The organism is Fictibacillus sp. NRS-1165 (assembly GCF_050468105.1).
GTDB lineage: Bacteria > Bacillota > Bacilli > Bacillales > Fictibacillaceae > Fictibacillus_C > Fictibacillus_C terrinigri.
Genome location: NZ_JBDPNU010000025.1, coordinates 139,841 through 159,850 on the forward strand (window position 1 = coordinate 139,841; position 20,010 = coordinate 159,850).

18 protein-coding genes and 7 tRNA genes are annotated in these 20,010 nt (G+C 43.3%); 21 read left to right on the forward strand and 4 right to left on the reverse strand.

Annotation, left to right across the window (positions count from 1 at the left end):
* Positions 1–36 precede the first annotated feature (36 nt).
* Positions 37–366: a hypothetical protein gene (locus ABHN01_RS11325; protein ID WP_429875630.1), complete on the reverse strand. Its 330-nt coding sequence runs from the start codon at positions 364–366 to the stop codon at positions 37–39.
* 196 nt (positions 367–562) lie between these two features.
* On the opposite strand from ABHN01_RS11325, the gene ABHN01_RS11330 reads away from it, so the two are divergent.
* Complete coding sequence (locus ABHN01_RS11330) at positions 563–1,438, forward strand: DUF1002 domain-containing protein (RefSeq protein WP_429875631.1); 876 nt, start codon at positions 563–565, stop codon at positions 1,436–1,438.
* 37 nt (positions 1,439–1,475) lie between these two features.
* Here the strand turns inward: ABHN01_RS11330 and ABHN01_RS11335 are convergent, their stop codons facing one another.
* Entirely contained in the window at positions 1,476–2,243 is a 768-nt protein-coding gene (locus tag ABHN01_RS11335; RefSeq protein ID WP_429875632.1) for a DUF1189 domain-containing protein, read from the reverse strand.
* 181 nt (positions 2,244–2,424) lie between these two features.
* Here ABHN01_RS11335 and ABHN01_RS11340 point away from each other — a divergent pair, with 181 nt between their 5' ends.
* From ABHN01_RS11340 to phoU, 18 genes are all read left to right on the forward strand, one after another.
* Positions 2,425–4,029, forward strand: a complete 1,605-nt coding sequence (locus ABHN01_RS11340) for a Na/Pi cotransporter family protein (RefSeq protein WP_429875829.1) — start codon at positions 2,425–2,427, stop codon at positions 4,027–4,029.
* A gap of 25 nt (positions 4,030–4,054) precedes the next feature.
* Positions 4,055–4,537, forward strand: a complete 483-nt coding sequence (locus ABHN01_RS11345) for a DUF456 domain-containing protein (RefSeq protein WP_429875633.1) — start codon at positions 4,055–4,057, stop codon at positions 4,535–4,537.
* Positions 4,538–4,679: 142 nt separating this feature from the next.
* Positions 4,680–4,754 (forward strand) — tRNA-Asn (locus ABHN01_RS11350).
* A 6-nt stretch (positions 4,755–4,760) separates the two neighbouring features.
* Positions 4,761–4,837 (forward strand) — tRNA-Met (locus ABHN01_RS11355).
* Between the two features lie 16 nt (positions 4,838–4,853).
* Positions 4,854–4,929: transfer RNA gene (locus ABHN01_RS11360), tRNA-His, on the forward strand.
* Positions 4,930–4,968: 39 nt separating this feature from the next.
* Positions 4,969–5,045, forward strand: a tRNA-Ile gene (locus ABHN01_RS11365).
* 13 nt (positions 5,046–5,058) lie between these two features.
* A tRNA-Ser gene (locus ABHN01_RS11370) sits at positions 5,059–5,151 on the forward strand.
* Positions 5,152–5,265: 114 nt separating this feature from the next.
* Positions 5,266–5,342: transfer RNA gene (locus ABHN01_RS11375), tRNA-Met, on the forward strand.
* A gap of 130 nt (positions 5,343–5,472) precedes the next feature.
* Positions 5,473–5,548 (forward strand) — tRNA-Phe (locus ABHN01_RS11380).
* 283 nt (positions 5,549–5,831) lie between these two features.
* Complete coding sequence (locus tag ABHN01_RS11385) at positions 5,832–6,443, forward strand: superoxide dismutase (protein ID WP_429875634.1); 612 nt, start codon at positions 5,832–5,834, stop codon at positions 6,441–6,443.
* A 148-nt stretch (positions 6,444–6,591) separates the two neighbouring features.
* Positions 6,592–7,869 carry an MFS transporter gene (locus ABHN01_RS11390; protein ID WP_429875635.1) on the forward strand — a complete coding sequence of 426 codons (1,278 nt, stop codon included), beginning with the start codon at positions 6,592–6,594 and terminating at the stop codon, positions 7,867–7,869.
* Positions 7,870–7,973: 104 nt separating this feature from the next.
* Positions 7,974–9,986, forward strand: a complete 2,013-nt coding sequence (locus ABHN01_RS11395; protein WP_429875636.1) for a peptidoglycan D,D-transpeptidase FtsI family protein — start codon at positions 7,974–7,976, stop codon at positions 9,984–9,986.
* 274 nt (positions 9,987–10,260) lie between these two features.
* Positions 10,261–11,175: a phosphate ABC transporter substrate-binding protein gene (locus ABHN01_RS11400; protein ID WP_290400871.1), complete on the forward strand. Its 915-nt coding sequence runs from the start codon at positions 10,261–10,263 to the stop codon at positions 11,173–11,175.
* Between the two features lie 110 nt (positions 11,176–11,285).
* Positions 11,286–12,197 carry a phosphate ABC transporter permease subunit PstC gene (gene pstC / locus ABHN01_RS11405; RefSeq protein WP_425589603.1) on the forward strand — a complete coding sequence of 304 codons (912 nt, stop codon included), beginning with the start codon at positions 11,286–11,288 and terminating at the stop codon, positions 12,195–12,197.
* Positions 12,197–13,084, forward strand: a complete 888-nt coding sequence (gene pstA, locus ABHN01_RS11410) for a phosphate ABC transporter permease PstA (protein ID WP_290400869.1) — start codon at positions 12,197–12,199, stop codon at positions 13,082–13,084. The genes pstC and pstA overlap by 1 nt, the downstream gene beginning before the upstream one ends.
* A 24-nt stretch (positions 13,085–13,108) precedes the next feature.
* Entirely contained in the window at positions 13,109–13,936 is an 828-nt protein-coding gene (gene pstB, locus ABHN01_RS11415; RefSeq protein ID WP_429875637.1) for a phosphate ABC transporter ATP-binding protein PstB, read from the forward strand.
* Positions 13,937–13,947: 11 nt separating this feature from the next.
* On the forward strand, positions 13,948–14,727 hold the full coding sequence (gene pstB / locus ABHN01_RS11420) for a phosphate ABC transporter ATP-binding protein PstB (RefSeq protein ID WP_429875638.1): 780 nt from the start codon (positions 13,948–13,950) through the stop codon (positions 14,725–14,727).
* A 21-nt stretch (positions 14,728–14,748) separates the two neighbouring features.
* On the forward strand, positions 14,749–15,408 hold the full coding sequence (phoU, locus tag ABHN01_RS11425) for a phosphate signaling complex protein PhoU (protein ID WP_429875639.1): 660 nt from the start codon (positions 14,749–14,751) through the stop codon (positions 15,406–15,408).
* Positions 15,409–15,458: 50 nt separating this feature from the next.
* Here phoU and ABHN01_RS11430 read toward each other — a convergent pair whose 3' ends face one another.
* Positions 15,459–15,920 (reverse strand): hypothetical protein, encoded by a 462-nt coding sequence (locus tag ABHN01_RS11430; RefSeq protein WP_429875640.1) that lies wholly within the window; start codon positions 15,918–15,920, stop codon positions 15,459–15,461.
* Between the two features lie 18 nt (positions 15,921–15,938).
* Positions 15,939–16,133: a hypothetical protein gene (locus ABHN01_RS11435; protein ID WP_429875641.1), complete on the reverse strand. Its 195-nt coding sequence runs from the start codon at positions 16,131–16,133 to the stop codon at positions 15,939–15,941.
* A gap of 398 nt (positions 16,134–16,531) precedes the next feature.
* On the opposite strand from ABHN01_RS11435, the gene ABHN01_RS11440 reads away from it, so the two are divergent.
* Positions 16,532–17,206, forward strand: coding sequence for a DUF4912 domain-containing protein (locus ABHN01_RS11440; RefSeq protein ID WP_290400863.1), 675 nt, complete (start codon positions 16,532–16,534; stop codon positions 17,204–17,206).
* Between the two features lie 13 nt (positions 17,207–17,219).
* Positions 17,220–19,997: a 1,4-alpha-glucan branching protein domain-containing protein gene (locus ABHN01_RS11445; protein ID WP_429875642.1), complete on the forward strand. Its 2,778-nt coding sequence runs from the start codon at positions 17,220–17,222 to the stop codon at positions 19,995–19,997.
* Positions 19,998–20,010 lie beyond the last annotated feature (13 nt).

A 20,010-nucleotide genomic window follows, 5' to 3' on the forward strand; every position in this document is an offset into this window, starting at 1 on the left:
CATTTTATCAAGGGTTCCTTTAGTTTGGCAAGAAATCTAGTGTTTTACTTGCTTGTAGACCGGAAAATTATACATTTTTCCAACTTGAATGCTTTCCGGCCGAATATTGTGATTATATCGTTGAAAGTCCTTGATGATTTCAGGAATCGGCTTTGAAAGTGATTCAGGATTGACTTTTTCAATGATGGAGAGAACGGTATCTCCAGAAGAAACTTTGACTTTTTTATAAGGTATGCTATTTTTTATACTAACTGCAGCAACGGGGGCAGGTTTTGAACTGTAGGACTGTAGGGTTCCGATTTTGAGATCATAGGCGATCGTATAGACGATTAATAAAGACAGGCAGAAGAGCAGAAACTTTTTCACTGGCTTGTCCCCCTTTTGATATATGGAGAATATATATGCTGCAGCCGCGGGGGTTATTCCTTTTTTACACACTTCATTTTCAAGTTAGAAATTGCTCCCTGAAAGTTGTGTGGTGTAAAATGGAAATGTGTCTGAGAAGAAAGAGACACAGATAGTGGAGAAAAGGGAAATACGAACAATGAGGTGGAGAATAAAGATGAAATGGAACGCAAAATGGGTAGTGCCAATAATGGTTGTACTTACGTTGATGGTACCTTTAAAAGCATTTGCTGATGCAGCGCCAGGAGATGTAATCGTAACACTTGGCGAAGATTTGAAACCGGACCAAAAGAAACAGATTTTGAATGAGATGGGTGTAGACTCCAATGTGGATACTGTAACGGTGTCGAATGAAGAAGAGCACCAATATCTAGGGAAGTACATTTCCAAAGCACAGTTAGGAACCCGTGCCATCTCTTCTTCAAAAATTACACTTGCTGAGAAAGGCAAAGGGCTTCATGTCGATTCAAAAAACATCAACTGGGTAACGGACAGCATGATCGTTAATGCGCTTGTTACGGCTGGGGTTAAGGACGCGGATATTTATGTCACCGCGCCGTTTGAGGTATCCGGCACTGCTGCTCTTACCGGTATCCTGAAGGCCTATGAACAAAAATCCAACATAAATATTTCTGAAGAAAAAAAGCAAGTGGCTAATGAAGAGGTTGTAAAAACTGCACAGCTTGGTGACAGAATCGGCACAAAGGAAGCAACACAGCTGATCACAGAAATTAAACAAGAGCTGGCTGATCATCCGGTTAAAAATGAAGACGAACTGCGTGACTTGATCAAACGTGTCGCTGAGCGGCTCGGCATTCAGCTGACAGATGAAGAATTAAACGGACTTGTGTCCCTATTTAATCGAATGAAGGATCTGAACATCAACTGGGATAACGTTCAAAATCAGCTTCAGAATGTTCGGGATAATTTAGATGGTTTCTTGAATAAAGAAGAAACCCAATCTTTTCTGCAAAAGTTTATCGATTTTATCATTTCTATCATTGATGGGATAAAAGGTCTTTTCCAAAAATAGCAAAGTCAAAAGAAGGAGCCGGAAGGCTCCTTCTTTTTTATCCTATAGGCAAAGGTGTTTCTTTTATAGAAAGATGAAGAAATATAGATGCAACTGCCCAGTAAATGAGGAAAGAAAACGGCACCTCTGTATGTAAAACTTTCATGATGGCGAAGAATACAGTAGGAAGTGTGACTGCATAAGCAGACATCACCCATAAATGTCTGTAAGATAGGTTTCGATGGCTGATATTCTGCAGTACCAAACCGATGACGGCTAATACCGTGACACCGATAAACTTTAATGCGACCGTAAACACATAGATAAACAAAAATAACAAAGGAAGCAGTATAGGCAGAAGATCGACCAAGGTGTTGGTCCAGGAGCTGATGTCCTTTTTGGTCAGACTCAAATCCCCTAAACTGTTATATGGGACTTTCTGTGTCTCACCGCCGGATATAACGATAGCTTCATTATGCAAGAGAGCAATGACATTTGTATAATCTGAAAGGTCATCCTCTTTGATCGTTCCGGTTGTGTCAAAAATAAAGGTATCGCTGCTGTCGGTATGGATAACCGGCTTTTTCAGATCGGAGGCCAGCTTTCCATTTTGAAGCGTAAAATCAGGAATCTCGGAGGTCATTGATTGCTTGAACTCTTCGAGGCCTGATTTAAAGGATAAGGAAAAGCTGATGCCCACGGGGATCGAAGTTAGCAGGATTAAAAAAAATACATAGCCGATGGCTTTGCCGATTCCCTGATAACGGAGACGGGCAATTGTCGGAGGTGAATACAGGCTTTTGAAAAAATGGCTGAAAATTTTCATTGAACTCCTCATTTCATGAATGGTCTGTTTTTAATTTTAGCGAATAATGGGGAAACAAACAATGCGCAGACCATTCCTTTGTAAAGGTTTTGCGAAGCATCTTTACATGTCCTTCATAAAACTAGATAATGACATAAGGAGATTAGATAAAGGGGTTGTCAATTCATTGGGCGTTCAGGATATGCTGTTTCAATTCATAGGCGGGCTCGGCCTTTTTCTTTTTGGAATTAAATATTTAGGTGAGGGTCTGCAAAACTCAGCGGGCGACCGGCTGAGAAATCTTTTGGACAGTCTGACGACCAATACGTTTACCGGGATACTGGCGGGTTTATTCGTGACCATGCTGATTCAGTCCAGTTCAGCCACCACTGTTCTGACGGTAGGGCTTGTGAATGCCAGGATGCTGTCACTACGCCAGGCTGTTGGCATCATAATGGGGGCCAACATCGGTACAACATTTACTGCGTTCATCATTGGATTTGATGCTGCGAGTTTCGGTCTTCCGCTGCTTGCTGCAGGGGCATTCTTTGTGTTTTTTATCAGGGATTACAAATATGTATTTATCGGAAGAATCTTATTCGGTCTTGGCGGGTTATTTTACGGCCTGCAGCTGATGGGGGCCGGGATGGAACCTTTGCAGTCCTCCCTGGATTTTAAAAACATCACTGAACATTTAAACCAGCAGCCGTTTTTGGGCATCGCCCTTGGAACTATAGCTACAATGATTCTGCAGTCCTCCAGCGCGACCGTTGGCATCCTGCAGCAGATGTTTTCCATGGACCTTATTCATTTAACAGGTGCGCTTCCCGTTCTTTTTGGAGATAATATCGGAACGACGATCACAGCTGTTATTGCAGCGGTCGGCGCCTCTCAGAACGCGAAGAGAGCAGCACTGGTCCATGTACTGTTTAATGTGATTGGGACGATTATATTTGTGATTTTCTTTGTTCCATACAAAGGGCTGATCGAATGGATTTCAGGCAGCCTCCAACTGCAGCCGACCATGGAGATTGCTTTTGCGCATGGTATCTTTAATGTAGGGAATGTGATCATCTTATTTCCGTTTATTTCGCTGCTCGTCTTTATTGTTTCGAAACTGATCAAAGATGATGAGTGGTCTGTCGACAATAAAACGGTCAAATTGGATCAAAAAGTCATCAACAGTTCACCGGAATTTGCCTTGCATCAAGCACGGCAGGAGCTGCTGAAAATGGCAGCCTATTCACGGGAAGGGCTCAACCAGGCGCTTCTTTTCTTCCAAACACGGAAAAACAAGCATGCGGACATCGCCATGCAGTATGAAGAGGAAATCAACCGGTTTGACCGACAAATCACGAAGTTTCTCGTTAAATTATCCATTCATTCCTTGTCAAAGAACGAATCAACAGAGCACACAATGCTTCTCAATCTATGCAAAGACATTGAACGAGTCGGTGACCATATAAAAAATATGATTGATATGGTCTGTTTCATGGCCAGGAATAACATTAAGCTGTCGGAAGTTACAACACGTGATTTTGAGAACATGATGATGCTGACTCAATCCTGTCTCACCAAGGCCATCATATCTCTTGAAACAAATGATAAACGGATGGCAGAAGAGGTTTTAACGATTGAGGATGATATTGATGAAATGGAGAAAACACTGAGAAAGAAGCATATCCAGGACATAAACAACAATTTGAGCACAGGACAAGAGAGTGTGGTGTATGTTGACTTTATAAGCAACCTTGAGCGGATCGGTGACCATTCGGTAAATATTGCTGAGGCTGTGCTGGAACGGTAAACTGGATGGTGAAGGGGGCATTATTTTGGATTTTCTTTATTGGATATTGATCGGCGTGTCATTTCTCCTGGCATTTGCCGCCTTGATTTTTCCCATTCTGCCTGGGGCTCTTTTTATGGTGCTCGGGTTCGTGCTTTACGGTATCTTTTACTCCTTTCAGCCATTCACGGTCTTCTTTATCGCAGTACAAGTATTTTTGCTGGCGAGTTTGTTCGTTGTCGATTACTTCAGCAATTTGTACGGTGTAAAAAGAAGGGGAGGGTCTAAAGCGGCCATCTGGGGAAGTACGATTGGTTTGCTCGTCGGCCCTTTTATCATACCTGTAGCCGGTATCATCGCCGGCCCGTTTTTAGGTGCATTTCTTGCGGAATTGCTGATCGGGCGCAAATCAATGGGAGAATCCGTAAAGGTGGGATTTGGATCTGTCCTTGGTTTCTTGGGGGGTACTGTTGCTAAAGTCATCATTCAGGCGGTCATGATTGGATATTTCCTATTTGTCGTAATTTAAAAAATGGCTTGCTATAATGTTGGGGACGTGCTATATTTATGTCTGTCTCACCAAGGAATTTCGCAAAAAGCGAAAAAAAGGTTGACTTACATAGCAGAAAAATGGTATAGTAATTCTTGTCCCTAAGGGGACAGCATATTGTTCCACAGTAGCTCAGTGGTAGAGCTATCGGCTGTTAACCGATCGGTCGTAGGTTCGAGTCCTACCTGTGGAGCCAAAATATGGCGGTGTAGCTCAGCTGGCTAGAGCGTACGGTTCATACCCGTGAGGTCGTGGGTTCGACTCCCTCCGCCGCTACCATATTTTTTAGGCGATGGCGATCGTGGCGAAGTGGTTAACGCACCGGATTGTGGTTCCGGCATTCGTGGGTTCGATTCCCATCGGTCGCCCCATTTCTTACATACATACCCATATATTCAACTTTACCACATGGACCCTTAGCTCAGTTGGTCAGAGCGGTCGGCTCATAACCGATTGGTCGTAGGTTCGAGTCCTACAGGGTCCACCATTTTTCTTCAAGTGGAGGTATACCCAAGTCCGGCTGAAGGGATCGGTCTTGAAAACCGACAGGGGTGTAAAAGCCCGCGGGGGTTCGAATCCCTCTACCTCCTCCATTTTTTATTTGAATGATTGCTCACTTGTCTCGACGCTTGAACATCCAAGAAAATGCTCGCAGAGGAAGAGACAGTCATATACTCGGACACATCGTCCACAACCATTCATATCATCGCGGGGTGGAGCAGTCTGGTAGCTCGTTGGGCTCATAACCCAAAGGTCGCAGGTTCAAATCCTGTCCCCGCAACCAATTTTGCTCGATAGCTCAGTCACGAGCAACACATTCGTGATTAGGCGGCGAGTTGTCTCGACGGATACCCAGCGTCAGCTTCTCTTGTAGAGGAAGAGACAGGGACCGATGGACAGAAATACTAAATCTTGGCTCGATAGCTCAGTCGGTAGAGCAGAGGACTGAAAATCCTCGTGTCGGCGGTTCGATTCCGTCTCGAGCCACCATGTTCATACATATCCAACCTTCACCATGAATGGTGAAGGTTTTTTGTTTGTACAAAAAAGCCGCACAATCAAAACGATCACGGGGATAAAAGGCATCACGAAATGTACATAATAAGCTTTGGATTAAAAAGGGTTAAATCGTTGAAAGTTCCGGGTAAATCTGATAATGTATGAGTTGGGATACTTATTAAACATTATTGTTGCTTAACTATGTTTTCAATTTTGGGGTTTTTTCTCCAAAATGAAATATAAAAAATGCTTACATACCAAGGAGGAGATTAACATGGCAAAGTTTGAACTGCCTGCTTTACCTTATGCTGCAAATGCACTAGAACCACACATCGATGAAACTACAATGAATATTCACCACGATCGTCACCACAAAACGTATGTGGATAACTTGAACGCAGCGCTTGAAGGCCAAGCTGAGTTTGAAAGCAAAGGCCTCGAGGAGCTTCTCTCTAACCTGGATTCACTTCCTGAGAACATCCGCACTGCTGTTCGAAACAATGGCGGCGGCCATGCGAACCACAGCTTATTCTGGGAGATCCTGAAGCCAGGCGGATCCAACGAACCTACTGGTGAAGTAGCGGAACGCATCAACAGCAAATTTGGAAGCCTTGACGCATTCAAGGAACAATTTGCAAATGCCGCTAAAGGCCGTTTCGGATCCGGATGGGCTTGGTTAGTCGTTAATAACGGTGAGCTCGAAGTAACAAGCACAGCAAACCAGGATAACCCTGTGATGGAAGGCAAAACCCCGATTTTGGGCCTTGATGTTTGGGAGCATGCCTATTACTTGAAGTATCAAAACAAGCGTCCTGACTACATCAATGCTTTCTGGAACGTAGTAAACTGGGATGAAGTTGAAAAACGCTATAACGAAGCAAAATAATGCTACATGGACCGGCCAGTGTCTTTTTAAAAAGACACTGGCCGGTTTTTAATTTACCGATTTACAATAAAAACCAATTCTCTGATTGGCGAATAGCCCCTTTGAAGTTGTGAAAACTACATGTGAATTGCAAAGGGGCGAGAACAAAATGAAGTTCAATTTGTTTGGATACACGGACAGAAAGAAAGAACTGTTATTGCTGCTTGTCGTAGGCGGGCTGTTTTCATTGAGTACGGCGCTTTCTAATACATTTGTTAACATTTATTTGTGGAAACAATCGGGTGAACTGAAGGATATTGCTCTCTATAATTTGTCGATTGTGTGCATTCAGCCGGTTGCCTTTTTTATTGCAGGGAAGCTCACGAAAAAAATTGACCGGGTGATTGTACTTCGGATCGGTGTTACCATTTTATCCTTTTTTTATTTATATGTACTTTTTCTCGGAAAAGAGGCAAGTGACTACCTGCTTATACTTGGCGGCCTGCTCGGTGCCGGGCTTGGCTTTTATTGGCTCGCTTTTAATGTCCTTACCTTTGAAGTGACCGAACCGGATACACGGGATAATTTTAATGGCTATCTTGGCGTGCTCACCTCTCTATCAGGGATGGTCGGCCCGATGACCTCGGGATTTTTAATTTCCCAGCTGGATAAGTTTACGGGGTATCGCATCATCTTCAGCATTTCATTGGTCTTATTTTTCACTGCGGTCGTCATAAGTTTTTTCTTGAGCAGGCAGAAGGCAGAGGGGAAGTTTTTTGTCTGGCAGGTATTGAAATCAAGGACAACCAACATAAATTGGGGACGCATTTTAAATGCCCACTTTTTTCAGGGTTTCAGGGAAGGGACGTTCGTTTTTTTAATTGTTATTTGGGTGTACATCATTTCAGACAGTGAATTTGCGCTCGGAACTTTTGGGCTTGTTCAATCTGCCGTATCGTTCGTCGGTTATTTTATCGTTTCACGGATGATGACCAAAGAACGGAGAAAAAAATCAATCTTTGCCGGCGGATTGATCCTTTTCCTGTCGCCTTTCCTTTTTCTGCTGAAAGTGACGTTTCCCCTGCTTCTCTTTTATGGAGTCGTAATTTCGATCGCTTACCCTTTGCTTCTTGTTCCCTATGTATCACTGACTTACGATGTGATCGGCCGGTCGGAAAACGCGGGACCGATGCGGGTAGAATATATTGTCGTAAGGGAATTGCACTTAAACGCAGGACGAATTCTTTCCATTGTGGTTTTAATGGTAACCATTACTTATTTTAACGGAGACTATTGTATTCCCGTACTGCTGCCTGTTTTAGGAGCAGGACATTTTATCATTTATTTTTGCGTACGTTCCATACGGTTTCCCACCCTTCAAAAAACAGACATTCTGGCGAACTATTCACAGCACAATAAAGATACGGAAGATCGAACTAGGATATGACATTTTTCTTTCGGAAAGATTGATTAACTGTTAAAATTATTTTAGTAAATCAATTTGTCGAAAATGGAAACGACGATTTCCATACATAAGTAAGGGTGGAATGAATGACTAAAGAAAAAAAGAAAAGAAATCATGTACCGATGCGTTTGAATGCGCTGTTTCTTGCCGTGTTCTTTTTGTTTTCGGTATTGATCTTCAGGCTGGGTTATGTACAGATAGTTCAGGGTGAAGAGTATCATCGATCGGCGGACAAAAAAGAAAACGTAACTGCAAGGCTTGATGCACCAAGAGGAAAGATGTTCGACACGCAGGACCGGGTCGTGGTGGATAATAAGCCTCTTTATTCTATTACGTATACACGAACACAAAAAACGAGTCCCGAGGATCGGCAGGCCGTCGCAAAAAAACTGGCGCGCTATATTCAAAAGGATACAAAAAGTGTGACAGAACGGGACAAGAAAGATTATTTTATCTTTTTAAACAAGAAGGAAGTAGAAAGCAGGATCAGTAAAAAAGAGAAAAAAGGTCTCAGCGATGATGATTATTACAACCTGATGCTGGATCAGATAACAAAGAAGGATCTGAATAGCTTTACTCCCCAACAGATCGAGGTACTGGCCATTAAGCGGGAGATGGACAGGGGATACGCCCTGACGCCTCAGCGAATTAAAATCGGCGCCACGCAAAAAGAGATCGCGGAGATAAGTGAGCATTTGGGTGAATTGCCGGGGGTGGATATCAAACCTGATGCCAAGCGGGCATATCCATATGGCGACACGTTCAAAGCTCTTTTTGGACAGGTAAAACAGATCCCTCAGAGTAAAATGGATTATTACATTTCTCGGGGAAACGAACGCAATGATTTAGTAGGAACGAGTTTTCTTGAACAGCAGTATGAATCATTGCTTAGGGGACAAAAGTCAAAAATGCAGTTTGTCACAGACAAATCGGGCAACCCGGTAGGCGATCCGGTTGAAGTGGAAGGTTCCAGGGGGAAGGACCTGATACTTACCATTAACATGCAGCTTCAGCAAAAAGTCGAACAAATTATTGAAAAAGAACTGAAGAAAGCCAAGTCCGGAGGGTCAGCTTACGCAAATCGTGATTTGACGGAAGCTTATGTGGTGATGCTAAATCCGGAGAATGGTGAAGTGCTTTCCATGGCAGGTAAAGAATATGATAAAAAGACAGGGAAGTACAAGAATGCCCCATTTGGAACGGTGTATAATTCCTTCGCCATGGGTTCTGCGGTTAAAGGAGCAACAGTACTAACGGGTCTTCAGCAGGGTGCCATCACACCAAACACTCATTTTTACGATGCACCGCTGACGTTTGGAGACGGAAGAAAGATGAAATCCCACGAAAACTTGGGAAGCATCGGTCCGGTAAAAGCACTGGAAGCTTCCTCGAATGTTTATATGTGGAATATTGCCATGAAGCTTGCCGGATATGACTATTCACATAAGCGTTATATTGACCGCCATGTGGACGAAGCATTTAAAGTATTAAGGGATTCATACAGCCAGTTCGGTCTTGGTGTTCCGACCGGGATCGATCTCCCTTCTGAAGCAACCGGTTATAACACAGGTATGAGTGACCAATTGGCACAGGCTATGTTCTTTTCGATTGGACAGTTCGATACGTATACACCTCTTCAGATGGCTCAATATATCTCCACCATTGCCAATAATGGATACCGAATGCAGCCTCATCTCCTGAAAGAGGTTCGTGAACCGTCAGTTCAGCCGGGTAAAATGGGCAAACTCGTCTATAAGTTTGAACCAAATGTCATGAACAAAATTGAAATGAAGCAAGAATACCTTGATGTTGTTCATCAAGGATTCCGACAGGTTATGGTCGGCAGCAGGGGAACGTCGGCAGCCTTTTTCAAACATAAGTCTTATAACCCGGCAGGCAAGACCGGAACGGCCGAGGTGGATAAGAAATCTGGTTTAAACAACAAAACACTGATCGGTTATGCACCGTATAATCATCCGGAAGTTGCTTTTGCCGTTGTCGTGCCAAATGTACGTGAAGGCTCGATCAACAATGAGATCGGTGCAGCTGCTCTAGATGAATACTTTAAGCTGAAAACAGACGGAAATAAGAAAAAATAACTAGATAAGATGAAAAAAAACGCGTCCTTTGGGCGCGTTTTTTCATTTGTATAATTCATTCTAGTTAGAAAAACATAGTACTGTAGTCTTGTTTTATTTACAATCTCTTTACATTCCATTCAAACAGCATTAATAATCGTCGCTTATTCTAATATTGTGAAGTGATTAACAGAACTTGTTGGGGGTGTGCGATAGAGACAAGGACATACCGAATAAGCAAAATCTCTATCAAATGCAAAATTCTTTTAAAATCATACTAGGGGGACCTAAAACAATGAAGAAAATGAAATCCGCTTACCTTTTAGCAGTATTGGCTATGCTCCTCGTGTTCGCTACAGCATGTGGAAACAAAAACAATGAAGGTGCTTCAACAGATGGAAATAAAGATGGCAAAAAAGCATCTGGATCCATCGTTATCTCTGGTTCAAGTGCAATGCAGCCGCTTGTTGCAGCAGCAGCAGAACAATTCACTCAAGAAAACCCTGACGCTGATATCCAAGTACAAGCAGGCGGAAGTGGTACTGGTTTGAGCCAAGTTGCTGAAGGTGCTGTTAAGATCGGTAACTCAGATGTTTTTGCTGAAGAAAAAGAAGGAATCCCAGCTGACAAGCTTAAAGATCACCAAGTTGCTGTTGTTGGTATGTCTGCAGCAGTTAACCCGGAAGTAGGCATCAAAGATATTTCTAAAAAAGATCTGATTAAAGTATTTACAGGAAAAGTAAAGAACTGGAAAGAGCTCGGCGGAAAAGACCAAAAGATTGCTCTAATCAACCGTCCTGATTCTTCTGGTACTCGTGCTACTTTCGTAAAATACGCTCTTGACGGCAACGCACCTGTTGAAGGCGCAGCTACAGAAGATTCTTCCAACACGGTTCAAAAGCTGATCAAAGAAACTCCTGGTGCGATCGGATACCTTGCTTTCTCTTACTTCACAGATAACAGCGGTGTAACACCACTTAGCATCGACGGAGTTAAACCAACTGATGAAAACGTACAAACAGGTAAATTCCCAATTTGGGCTTACGAGCACTCTTACACTAAAGGAGAGCCAAAAGGCTTAGAAAAACAGTTCCTTGATTATTTAATGAGCGATGAGATTCAAAATAAACTTGTCCCTGATCAAGGATACATCCCTGCTAGCAAAATGGAAGTTAAACGTGATGCTCAAGGGAAAATTACGAAAAAGTAATAACCAAACAGAAAGTTAAGAGGCCTAAATCAGGGTAAGTGTCCCCGTAGAAGTGGATATTTACCCTGTTAGGGCGTTTTGGGGAGGTACGAAAAATGGATAACAAGACAATGACAGCCAGTCAAAGGCTGCTAAAAAAATCAAATAAATCTTTACTCCAAATGGAATTGCGGGGGAAATCCATCGTATTAATCAGTGCGCTCATCATCATCACTGCCACGATTTCCATTACGATTTTCCTGGGTACGAAAGGTTTACAAGCCTTCTTTAATAATGGGGTAAGTTTATATGAATTTCTAACCAGCACGAACTGGAATCCAACCAATGCAGAGAGTCCGGCGTATGGTGCCGTTCCATTTATAGTAGGTTCTTTTGCTGTTACTTTTTTATCTGCTCTAATCGCAGCTCCACTCGGTATCGGCGGTGCGATCTTTATGACGGAAATTGCGCCTTCCTGGGGAAAAAAGATCCTTCAGCCAGTCATTGAATTACTCGTTGGTATTCCATCTGTTGTTTATGGATTCATCGGCCTTTCCGTTCTTGTTCCGTTCCTGCGTGACTCAGTGGGTGGACAAGGATTCAGTTTGCTTGCGGGTATGATTGTCCTTTCCATTATGATTCTGCCTACGGTTACCAGTATTGCGACAGATGCGATGAGTTCTCTGCCAAAAGGTCTGAGAGAATCTTCCTACGCGATTGGTGCGACAAGATGGCAAACCATTTGGAGAGTATTGATTCCTGCGGCTATGCCAACCCTTTTGACCGCGGTTGTTCTTGGGATGGCTCGTGCGTTCGGTGAAGCACTTGCTGTTCAGATGGTCATCGGCAACGTTCGTACACTTCCATCTGCAATCACTGATCCATCAGCTACATTAACGACGATCATTACGCTGAACATGGGGCATACCACATTTGGAAGTGTTGAAAATAATGTCCTCTGGTCATTGGCACTTATTCTTTTAGCGATGTCATTTATCTTTATTATCTTAATTCGTTATCTTTCTTCTAGGAGGCAGTTCTAATGAACAGCAAAGTTACAGACCGTATTGCTACCTCTATTTTTTACTTGATCGCAGCAACCATTGTTACGGTTCTAGTGGGACTGCTCGGCTATATTATCTTTCATGGATTTTCAAAGCTTAATCTTGAATTTTTAACCTCGCCATCCAGCTCGTTCAGAGCAGGCGGAGGAATCGGAAACCAGCTGTTTAACTCGTTCTACATCTTGTTCCTTACTATGGTGTTCACTGTTCCGCTTGGTCTTGGCGGCGGTATTTACATGGCGGAGTATGCCCGTCCAGGCAGGCTTACGAACGCGATCAGAACGTGTATTGAAGTATTGGCTTCATTGCCTTCAATTGTTATTGGCATGTTTGGATTATTGATGTTTGTTAATCTGACAGGCTGGGGTTACTCCATTCTTGGAGGTGCTCTTGCGCTTACCGTGTTTAACCTTCCCGTTATGGTTCGGGTTTGTGAAGATGCCCTTCGCACGGTTCAAAGAGATCAAAAAGAGGCAAGTCTTGCTCTTGGCATCACCCACTGGCATACGATCAAAACCGTTCTGCTGCCTGCAGCGTTCCCAAGCATTCTAACTGGTGCGATTCTTGCATCAGGCCGTGTATTTGGTGAAGCGGCAGCATTGCTCTTTACAGCGGGACTTACCACGCCAACACTTGATTTTTCAAACTGGAACCCGTTCGATTCGACTTCTCCTCTAAACGTGTTCCGTCCAGCCGAAACACTTGCTGTGCATATTTGGGCTGTGAACACACAGGGCTTAATCCCGGATGTGCGTGAAGTGGCAGACGGATCATCGGCTGTGCTGATCATCTCCGTATTAATCTTTAACTTGCTTGCCCGATGGATCGGCAGTGCCGTTCACAAAAAGATAACGGCTTCTAAATAAATGTTAGAGAATAGGTGGGGGACCATGAAAATTGAGATGGAACAAAAAAAAGATTCAAAACCATTAACAAAAAAATCGAACATAGAGAAAGAGAATAAACCGGTTGCTTTGAATATTGAAAAACTGAATATTTACTATGGAGACAACCATGCAGTAAAGGACGTCAGTTTTTCCATTGAAAAAAATGCGGTTACAGCCCTGATCGGCCCGTCCGGATGCGGGAAATCAACGTTTCTTCGTTCCATTAACCGTATGAATGATCTGATTCCCGGCGCCCGGAGCACCGGAGGAATCATCTATGAAGATGTAAACCTCATCGGAGATGACATCAATGTTGTCGCTCTTCGGAAAGAAATCGGCATGGTGTTCCAAAAGCCTAACCCATTTCCAAAATCCATTTACAATAATATTACGCACGCTTTGAAGTTTAATGGTATCCGTTCGAAGAAAAAGCTCGATGAAATTGTAGAAGAAAGCCTTCGCAAGGCAGCTTTATGGGACGAGGTAAAAGACAGGCTTCATGAATCTGCGTTTTCCCTTTCAGGAGGCCAGCAGCAGCGTCTTTGTATTGCCAGAACTCTCGCCATGAAGCCTAATATTCTGCTCCTTGATGAGCCGGCATCTGCATTGGATCCCATTTCTAATGCCAAGATAGAGGACTTGATCATGGAACTGAAAAAGGATTATACCATTATTATTGTGACGCATAACATGCATCAGGCTTCACGTATTTCAGATAAGACCGCCTTCTTCTTAAACGGAGTGCTGGTTGAGTTTGATCAAACAGACAAGATCTTTACCAATCCATCGAAAAAGGATACGGAAGACTATATAACAGGCCGCTTCGGATAAGGGGGATAATGATGGGACAAGCAGTATTGACAGAAGAGAAAACCGTTTTTGACATCAAGAACTTAAACTTATGGTACGGAAAAAATCTGGCGCTGAAAGACATCGATTTCGCAATCTACAATAATGAGATCACAGCCATCATCGGACCGTCTGGATGCGGAAAATCAACGTTTATCAAAACGCTTAATCTAATGATTCAAAATATCCCCGGTGTCAGGATGTCCGGTGAGATCAATTATGACCATCAGAACTTGATCAATGGAAAAGTAGACCTTGTGGATCTGCGGAAAAAAGTCGGCATGGTGTTTCAGAAAGCGAATCCTTTTCCAAAATCCATTTATGAAAACGTCGCGTACGGCCCTAAGATTCATGGACTCAAGAAAAAAGGGAAATTGGATGAGATTGTAGAACGTTCTTTAAGAGATGTGTTTTTGTGGGATGAAGTAAAGGATCGTCTTAATACTTCTGCTTTAGGGTTGTCAGGAGGCCAGCAGCAGCGTTTGTGTATTGCCAGAGCCATCGCCACAAAGCCCGATGTCATCTTAATGGATGAGCCAACTTCTGCGCTTGATCCGATCTCAACCATTAAAATTGAGGAGCTCGCTCTTGAATTGAAAAAAAATTATTCCATCGTTATGGTTACGCACAACATGCAGCAGGCGGCAAGGGTTTCTGACCGTACGGCGTTTTTCTTGATGGGAGAACTGATTGAATATGATCATACGAGCAAAATCTTTTCCGCTCCTTCTGACAAAAGAACTGAGGACTATGTAACTGGCCGTTTTGGATAATAACTTGAGGAGTGAAGCGAAATGGTAGTACGTGAAAACTTTCAGATCAAATTGAATGAACTCAAAGAAATGCTCGTTGAAATTGGTGAATTAACAGAGTTTGCGTTAAAAGAGTCAATAGAAGCATTGAAAGAACAAGACGTCGACAAGGCACTTGAAGTCATTGAAAACGACCAGAGGATCAACCAGCTTGAAGACGAGATCAATGATGCGGCCATTCTGCTGATCGCAAAGCAGGCTCCTGTCGCTTCAGATCTTCGAAGAATCATTGCAGCGATTAAGATTTCCTCCGATGTTGAGCGAATGGCTGATTTTGCCGTCAACATCGCTAAATCAACGATACGGATCGGGGAAAAGCCTCTGATCAAGCCTCTTGTTGACCTTCCGAGGATGGCTGACATCGCGATCGGCATGCTCTCGGACTCCATCAGAGCATACGTTGACGAAGATGTAGTACTGGCGAAAAACCTTGCAGATACAGATGATTCAGTAGATGATCTTTACGGCAAGATTATTCAGGAGCTTTTAGAGCTGATGACGAAGCATCCTGAGTCGCTCGCTCAGATCACCCAGTTATCTTTCGTTTGCCGTTATATCGAAAGAACGGCAGATCATGCAACGAATATCGCTGAAAACATTATCTTTCTCGTAAAGGGTAAACGCTACGGTTTAAATGAATAGTCCAATAAAAAGGGAGCCAGCTGTAAAAGCCGGCTCCCTTTGTTTATACCTTATGTGAGGGTATCTGCAAGTTTTTTGAAATCCATCTTGCTGTTCACCTTGTAGGTTCCAAACCTAACTTCTCCTTCGAGTTTATGGCTGCGCAGGTATTTTAGAAACGATTTGCTGTCTTTGATGATTTTCTCTTTCTCAAGAAAATCACAAACCTCGCCTGTGCTCATTCCTCTGGAAACGTGCACAGTCGCATTGTAGACAACTTTTTCCTCGGCTTTTACCTTAGGAGCAGGATCACTCGTTTTTTGAGCTGCAGCAGCCCGGCTGGCTTTCAGGGTTTGAAGTTCTTCAGTAGTGATCGCGGTCATATTTTTGGAGTGTAGGTATGTATTGACTGTATTATCATTTAATTCAGCTTCTTTCTCCGGCGGTGCCTGTGTAAAATAAACGATTGCTATTAAACCAGCAGACAGGATCATACCTGCAGAGAAACCTCTTAATGTATTGTTTGTCATCATGAATCCCTCGTAATCAAATTATTTAGCTTTCTCGTTGATCATCATTTCATCTTCAAGCACTTTGAGCTTTTTCTTCACTTGATACATTTCTTTCATCAATTGAATCGAGAAGTTTTCCAGCTGCACTTCCAGGTTATTGCTTTTGTCCTTACGGAACGAGACGACGAGTAAAATGATTCCTAATGCCAATAGGGAAAAAATGATAATTTCCATAGTATCCTCCTCTTTTAAAAACATTCCACTTATTTTTATACCATAGTATTCATAGGAAGAATAGATTTTTCGCCAAATCGTCCGCCTTTTTGTGTAAATTCGACAAACAAAAACCTTCTTCCATCAGTTGAGCCTTTAAAAATCCTTTGTATTTTGTAGAAAATTGGCGATTTTCGAAAGTTTTTTGCAAATAGTTTGTAAAGCAAACGTTTTCAAAAAATTTACACAGCCTATTCTATTAGACATGCTAAGCAACCTACATTTTTCTACAAATTTCGTTTATTGTGAAATGAATTTTGTGATGATACGATTACTTCAAATTAATCGGGAGGCATATAAATACTATTCTGCAAGATGGATTAGACCTATGTCTTTACTAAACGACCGGGGTGAAAAAAATGATTAATGAGATCGTTAAAATGAAGGAAAAGGGCCTTACCCTTCAGCAGATCGCCGAAAAGATGAACATGTCGCTCGGAAAAGTCCAGTACCGGTGGAACAAATATCGCCAGGAAGCCGGAAAAGTGAGGGAAGACGAAAAAGAGAAGCAAGAGAAGCAAGCCATTCCCGCCGATCCCCCAAAACAGGAACAGACCATCCAGTGGGTGATGCCGTATGAATTTGATGAAGATACACTGTTTGCCATGGTTCAATCTCCCACAAGTATTTATGTCTACTGGAGCATTTCATCGATGAAGCGCAAGATGGTTGAACACCATTTTAGAACTCCATGGAGTGAGTTGCCTAAACGAATGAAAATCTATGATGTTACAGACATCACATTCCAAGGGCACAACGCCCATCGAAACTTTGAAATTGATATACCGGAGATGACCAACAATTGGTTTATTCAGCACCTGGAACCCGATCGTTCGTATGTCATCGACATCGGGACGAGAACGTTTGATGGCAGCTTCTTTACGGTCCTTAGGTCCAATCCGGTTGAGACACCGAGGGACCAATCGAACGAACACCGTACCAGCAGCGTGATGAACTGGAAGAATGGCAACGCGGAAGTTCCAGAATGGATGGAGAACTTCAGCAGTTATTCTTACTATCAAAAAATCAGATAGGAGCTTTCAATCGATGAAAAGTGGCTATTTCACATTTATCCTGCATGCCCATCTTCCTTACGTAAAACATAGAGAGGCCAACCGGCTTGAAGAACGATGGGTGTTCGAAGCAATGACAGAGACTTACATCCCGCTGCTATGGGTTCTTGAGCAACAGCCTGAAGGATTCACCTGGAATATTTCTTTTTCTCCGCCGGTGATGGAAATGCTGTCAGACCCCGTCCTTCAGAGGAGATATCTTGAGTATTTGGACAGCACCGAAAATCTCATAAAAAAAGAAAAGGTGCGCTCTCTCGATCGGGAAGAAGCAAAGGTAATCCGATTTTACAGTGAACGATATAAGAGTATTCGTGATACGTTCTTCAAATGGGATCAGAATCTGCTGAATGGTTTCAAGCATTTTCATTCCCGAGGAGCGGTGGAGTGCTTCACGACAGCGGCAACGCACGCGTTTTTGCCTTATGTTCAAACCCATGAAGCTCTGCAAGCTCAAATCGACATGGGCATTTCCACATTTGAACAGCATTTTGGTGAAAAACCTAAAGGCTTCTGGCTTCCTGAATGTGCCTACACTCCTGGCATTGACAAATTGCTGCATCAAAAAGGAATCTTGTACACATTTGTTGATGAACAAACGCTCTTGAACAGCAGCCCCAAATCTGCAAGAGGAATCGGTTCCCCCGTCTTTTCGCCGCATGGAGTCGCACTGTTTCCAAGAAACCGTGAAATATCAGGAAAAGTATGGAGCTCAATGACGGGTTATCCAGGTGACGTTGATTACCGTGAGTTTTACCGGGATATCGCCTATAATCGTGAGCTTGATTATATCCTTCCTCATATCCATCCTGAAGGAATCAGGATTGATACTGGCCTCAAATATCACCGCATTACAGGCCAAGTTGAAGAGAAACAGATTTATGTCCGTGAATGGGCGGAAGGAAAAGTAAAGCAGCATGCGGAGCATTTTACAGAAACGATTGAGGCCCGTCTCAGCGAAAAAGAACACGAATGCTTCCCGCCGCATCTGATCACGGCACCCTTTGATGCAGAATTGTTCGGTCACTGGTGGTTCGAGGGTACGGATTGGATCGCTGCGTTTCAGCAAGCGAGCTTAGGCAGAGTCGAATGGATAACGCCTACTGAATTTATTAATCGCCATTACCAGGACCTTGAAACCGTCCACGCCTCTTTTTCAACATGGGGGCGCAATGAATACGGCGAGGTTTGGTTAAATGAGAAAAACGCGTGGATGTATCGGCATCTGCATAAATGTGAAAGAGAGATCATTTCAGCGGTAGCTCTCCATTCTCCTCTGACACCTGTTGCCAAGCGTTACGTTAAACAGATGATCAGGGAATGGATGCTTGCCGCCAGCTCAGACTGGGCGTTTATCGTCGACAATGAGACGTCGGCACAATACGCCAATGAGCGTTTTAAAACCCATATTGAACGTTTTCATACCATCAAAGAACTGTTCAAGCAGAATCCTCAAACTACAGCATCAATCGAAGTTTTTGAAAAAGATTTTCCATTTTTAAAAAGCATTGATACGAGCTATTTTGAAACTCCACATGACCTCTATATACAGCAGCAATACAACCAGCATTCCGAAAAAGAAAAACAAAAAATCCTGATGTTATCCTGGGAGTTTCCTCCGATGGTCGTAGGAGGCCTCGCGAGGCATGTCTTTGATCTGGCAAAGACGCTTGTTAGGCAAGGGAACGAAGTACATGTCGTCACTTGCCATGTGGATGGATACCCTGAACATGAGATCAACCAAGGAATACACGTCTATCGAGTAAGGTCAAACCAGCCTCAGACAGAGGAGTTCTTCCATTGGACGGGCAGCCTCAACCTGGCGATCGCCGATCAGGGGAGAGAGCTTGCCAAAAAAATAAATTTTGATTGCATCCATGCCCACGACTGGCTTGTCAGTGTGGCTGCAAAAGGGTTAAAGCACGAACTGAACATCCCGCTGATTGCGACGATCCATGCGACTGAACATGGCCGCAATAATGGCATTCATAATGATCTTCAGTATGAGATCAATCAAAAAGAGTGGGAACTCTGCTATGAGGCAAGCGAAGTAATCGTGTGCAGCCCTTATATGAAAGAGGAAGTGGCTAGAGTATTCAGAGTGCCAGAAGAAAAGATACACATTTTGCCCAATGGCGTCGATCCTGAATTGATTCAGACAGAAGATGTCACCGAGGGATTCCGTTTTAAGGATCCACATGAAATCCTTGTATTCTCTGTAGGGCGTGTTGTAAAAGAAAAAGGATTTCAGACGATCATCGAAGCAGCTCATCTTGTTAAACAGCGGATGGGCAGCATCAAGTTTATCATCGCTGGAAAAGGCCCGATGCTTGACGAGTACAGGAGCATGGTTCATAACGAAGGGCTGGAAGGACATGTCACCTTCACGGGTTTTGTATCCGATGACGACAGAAACAGGCTGCTGTCTGAATGCGATATTGCCCTGTTTCCGAGCCTATATGAACCGTTTGGTATAGTCGCCCTGGAGGGTATGGCGGCTGGAAAAGCTACCGTTGTTACAGACACCGGCGGATTGAAAGACATTATCCGCCATGAAGAGACCGGGCTTAAAATCTATCCCGGTAATCCAGAAAGTCTCGCATGGGCAGTCCTGACGCTTGCTCAAGATGAACAGTTAAGGCGCACTCTCGCCATCAACGGCAAAAGAGAAGCAGAAACCGTATTTAACTGGAATGAAATTGCTCAGCAAACAAGCGCATTGTATAAACAATGTTTACAAAAAAATCCGGTATAAGGGGCTGTGTGTA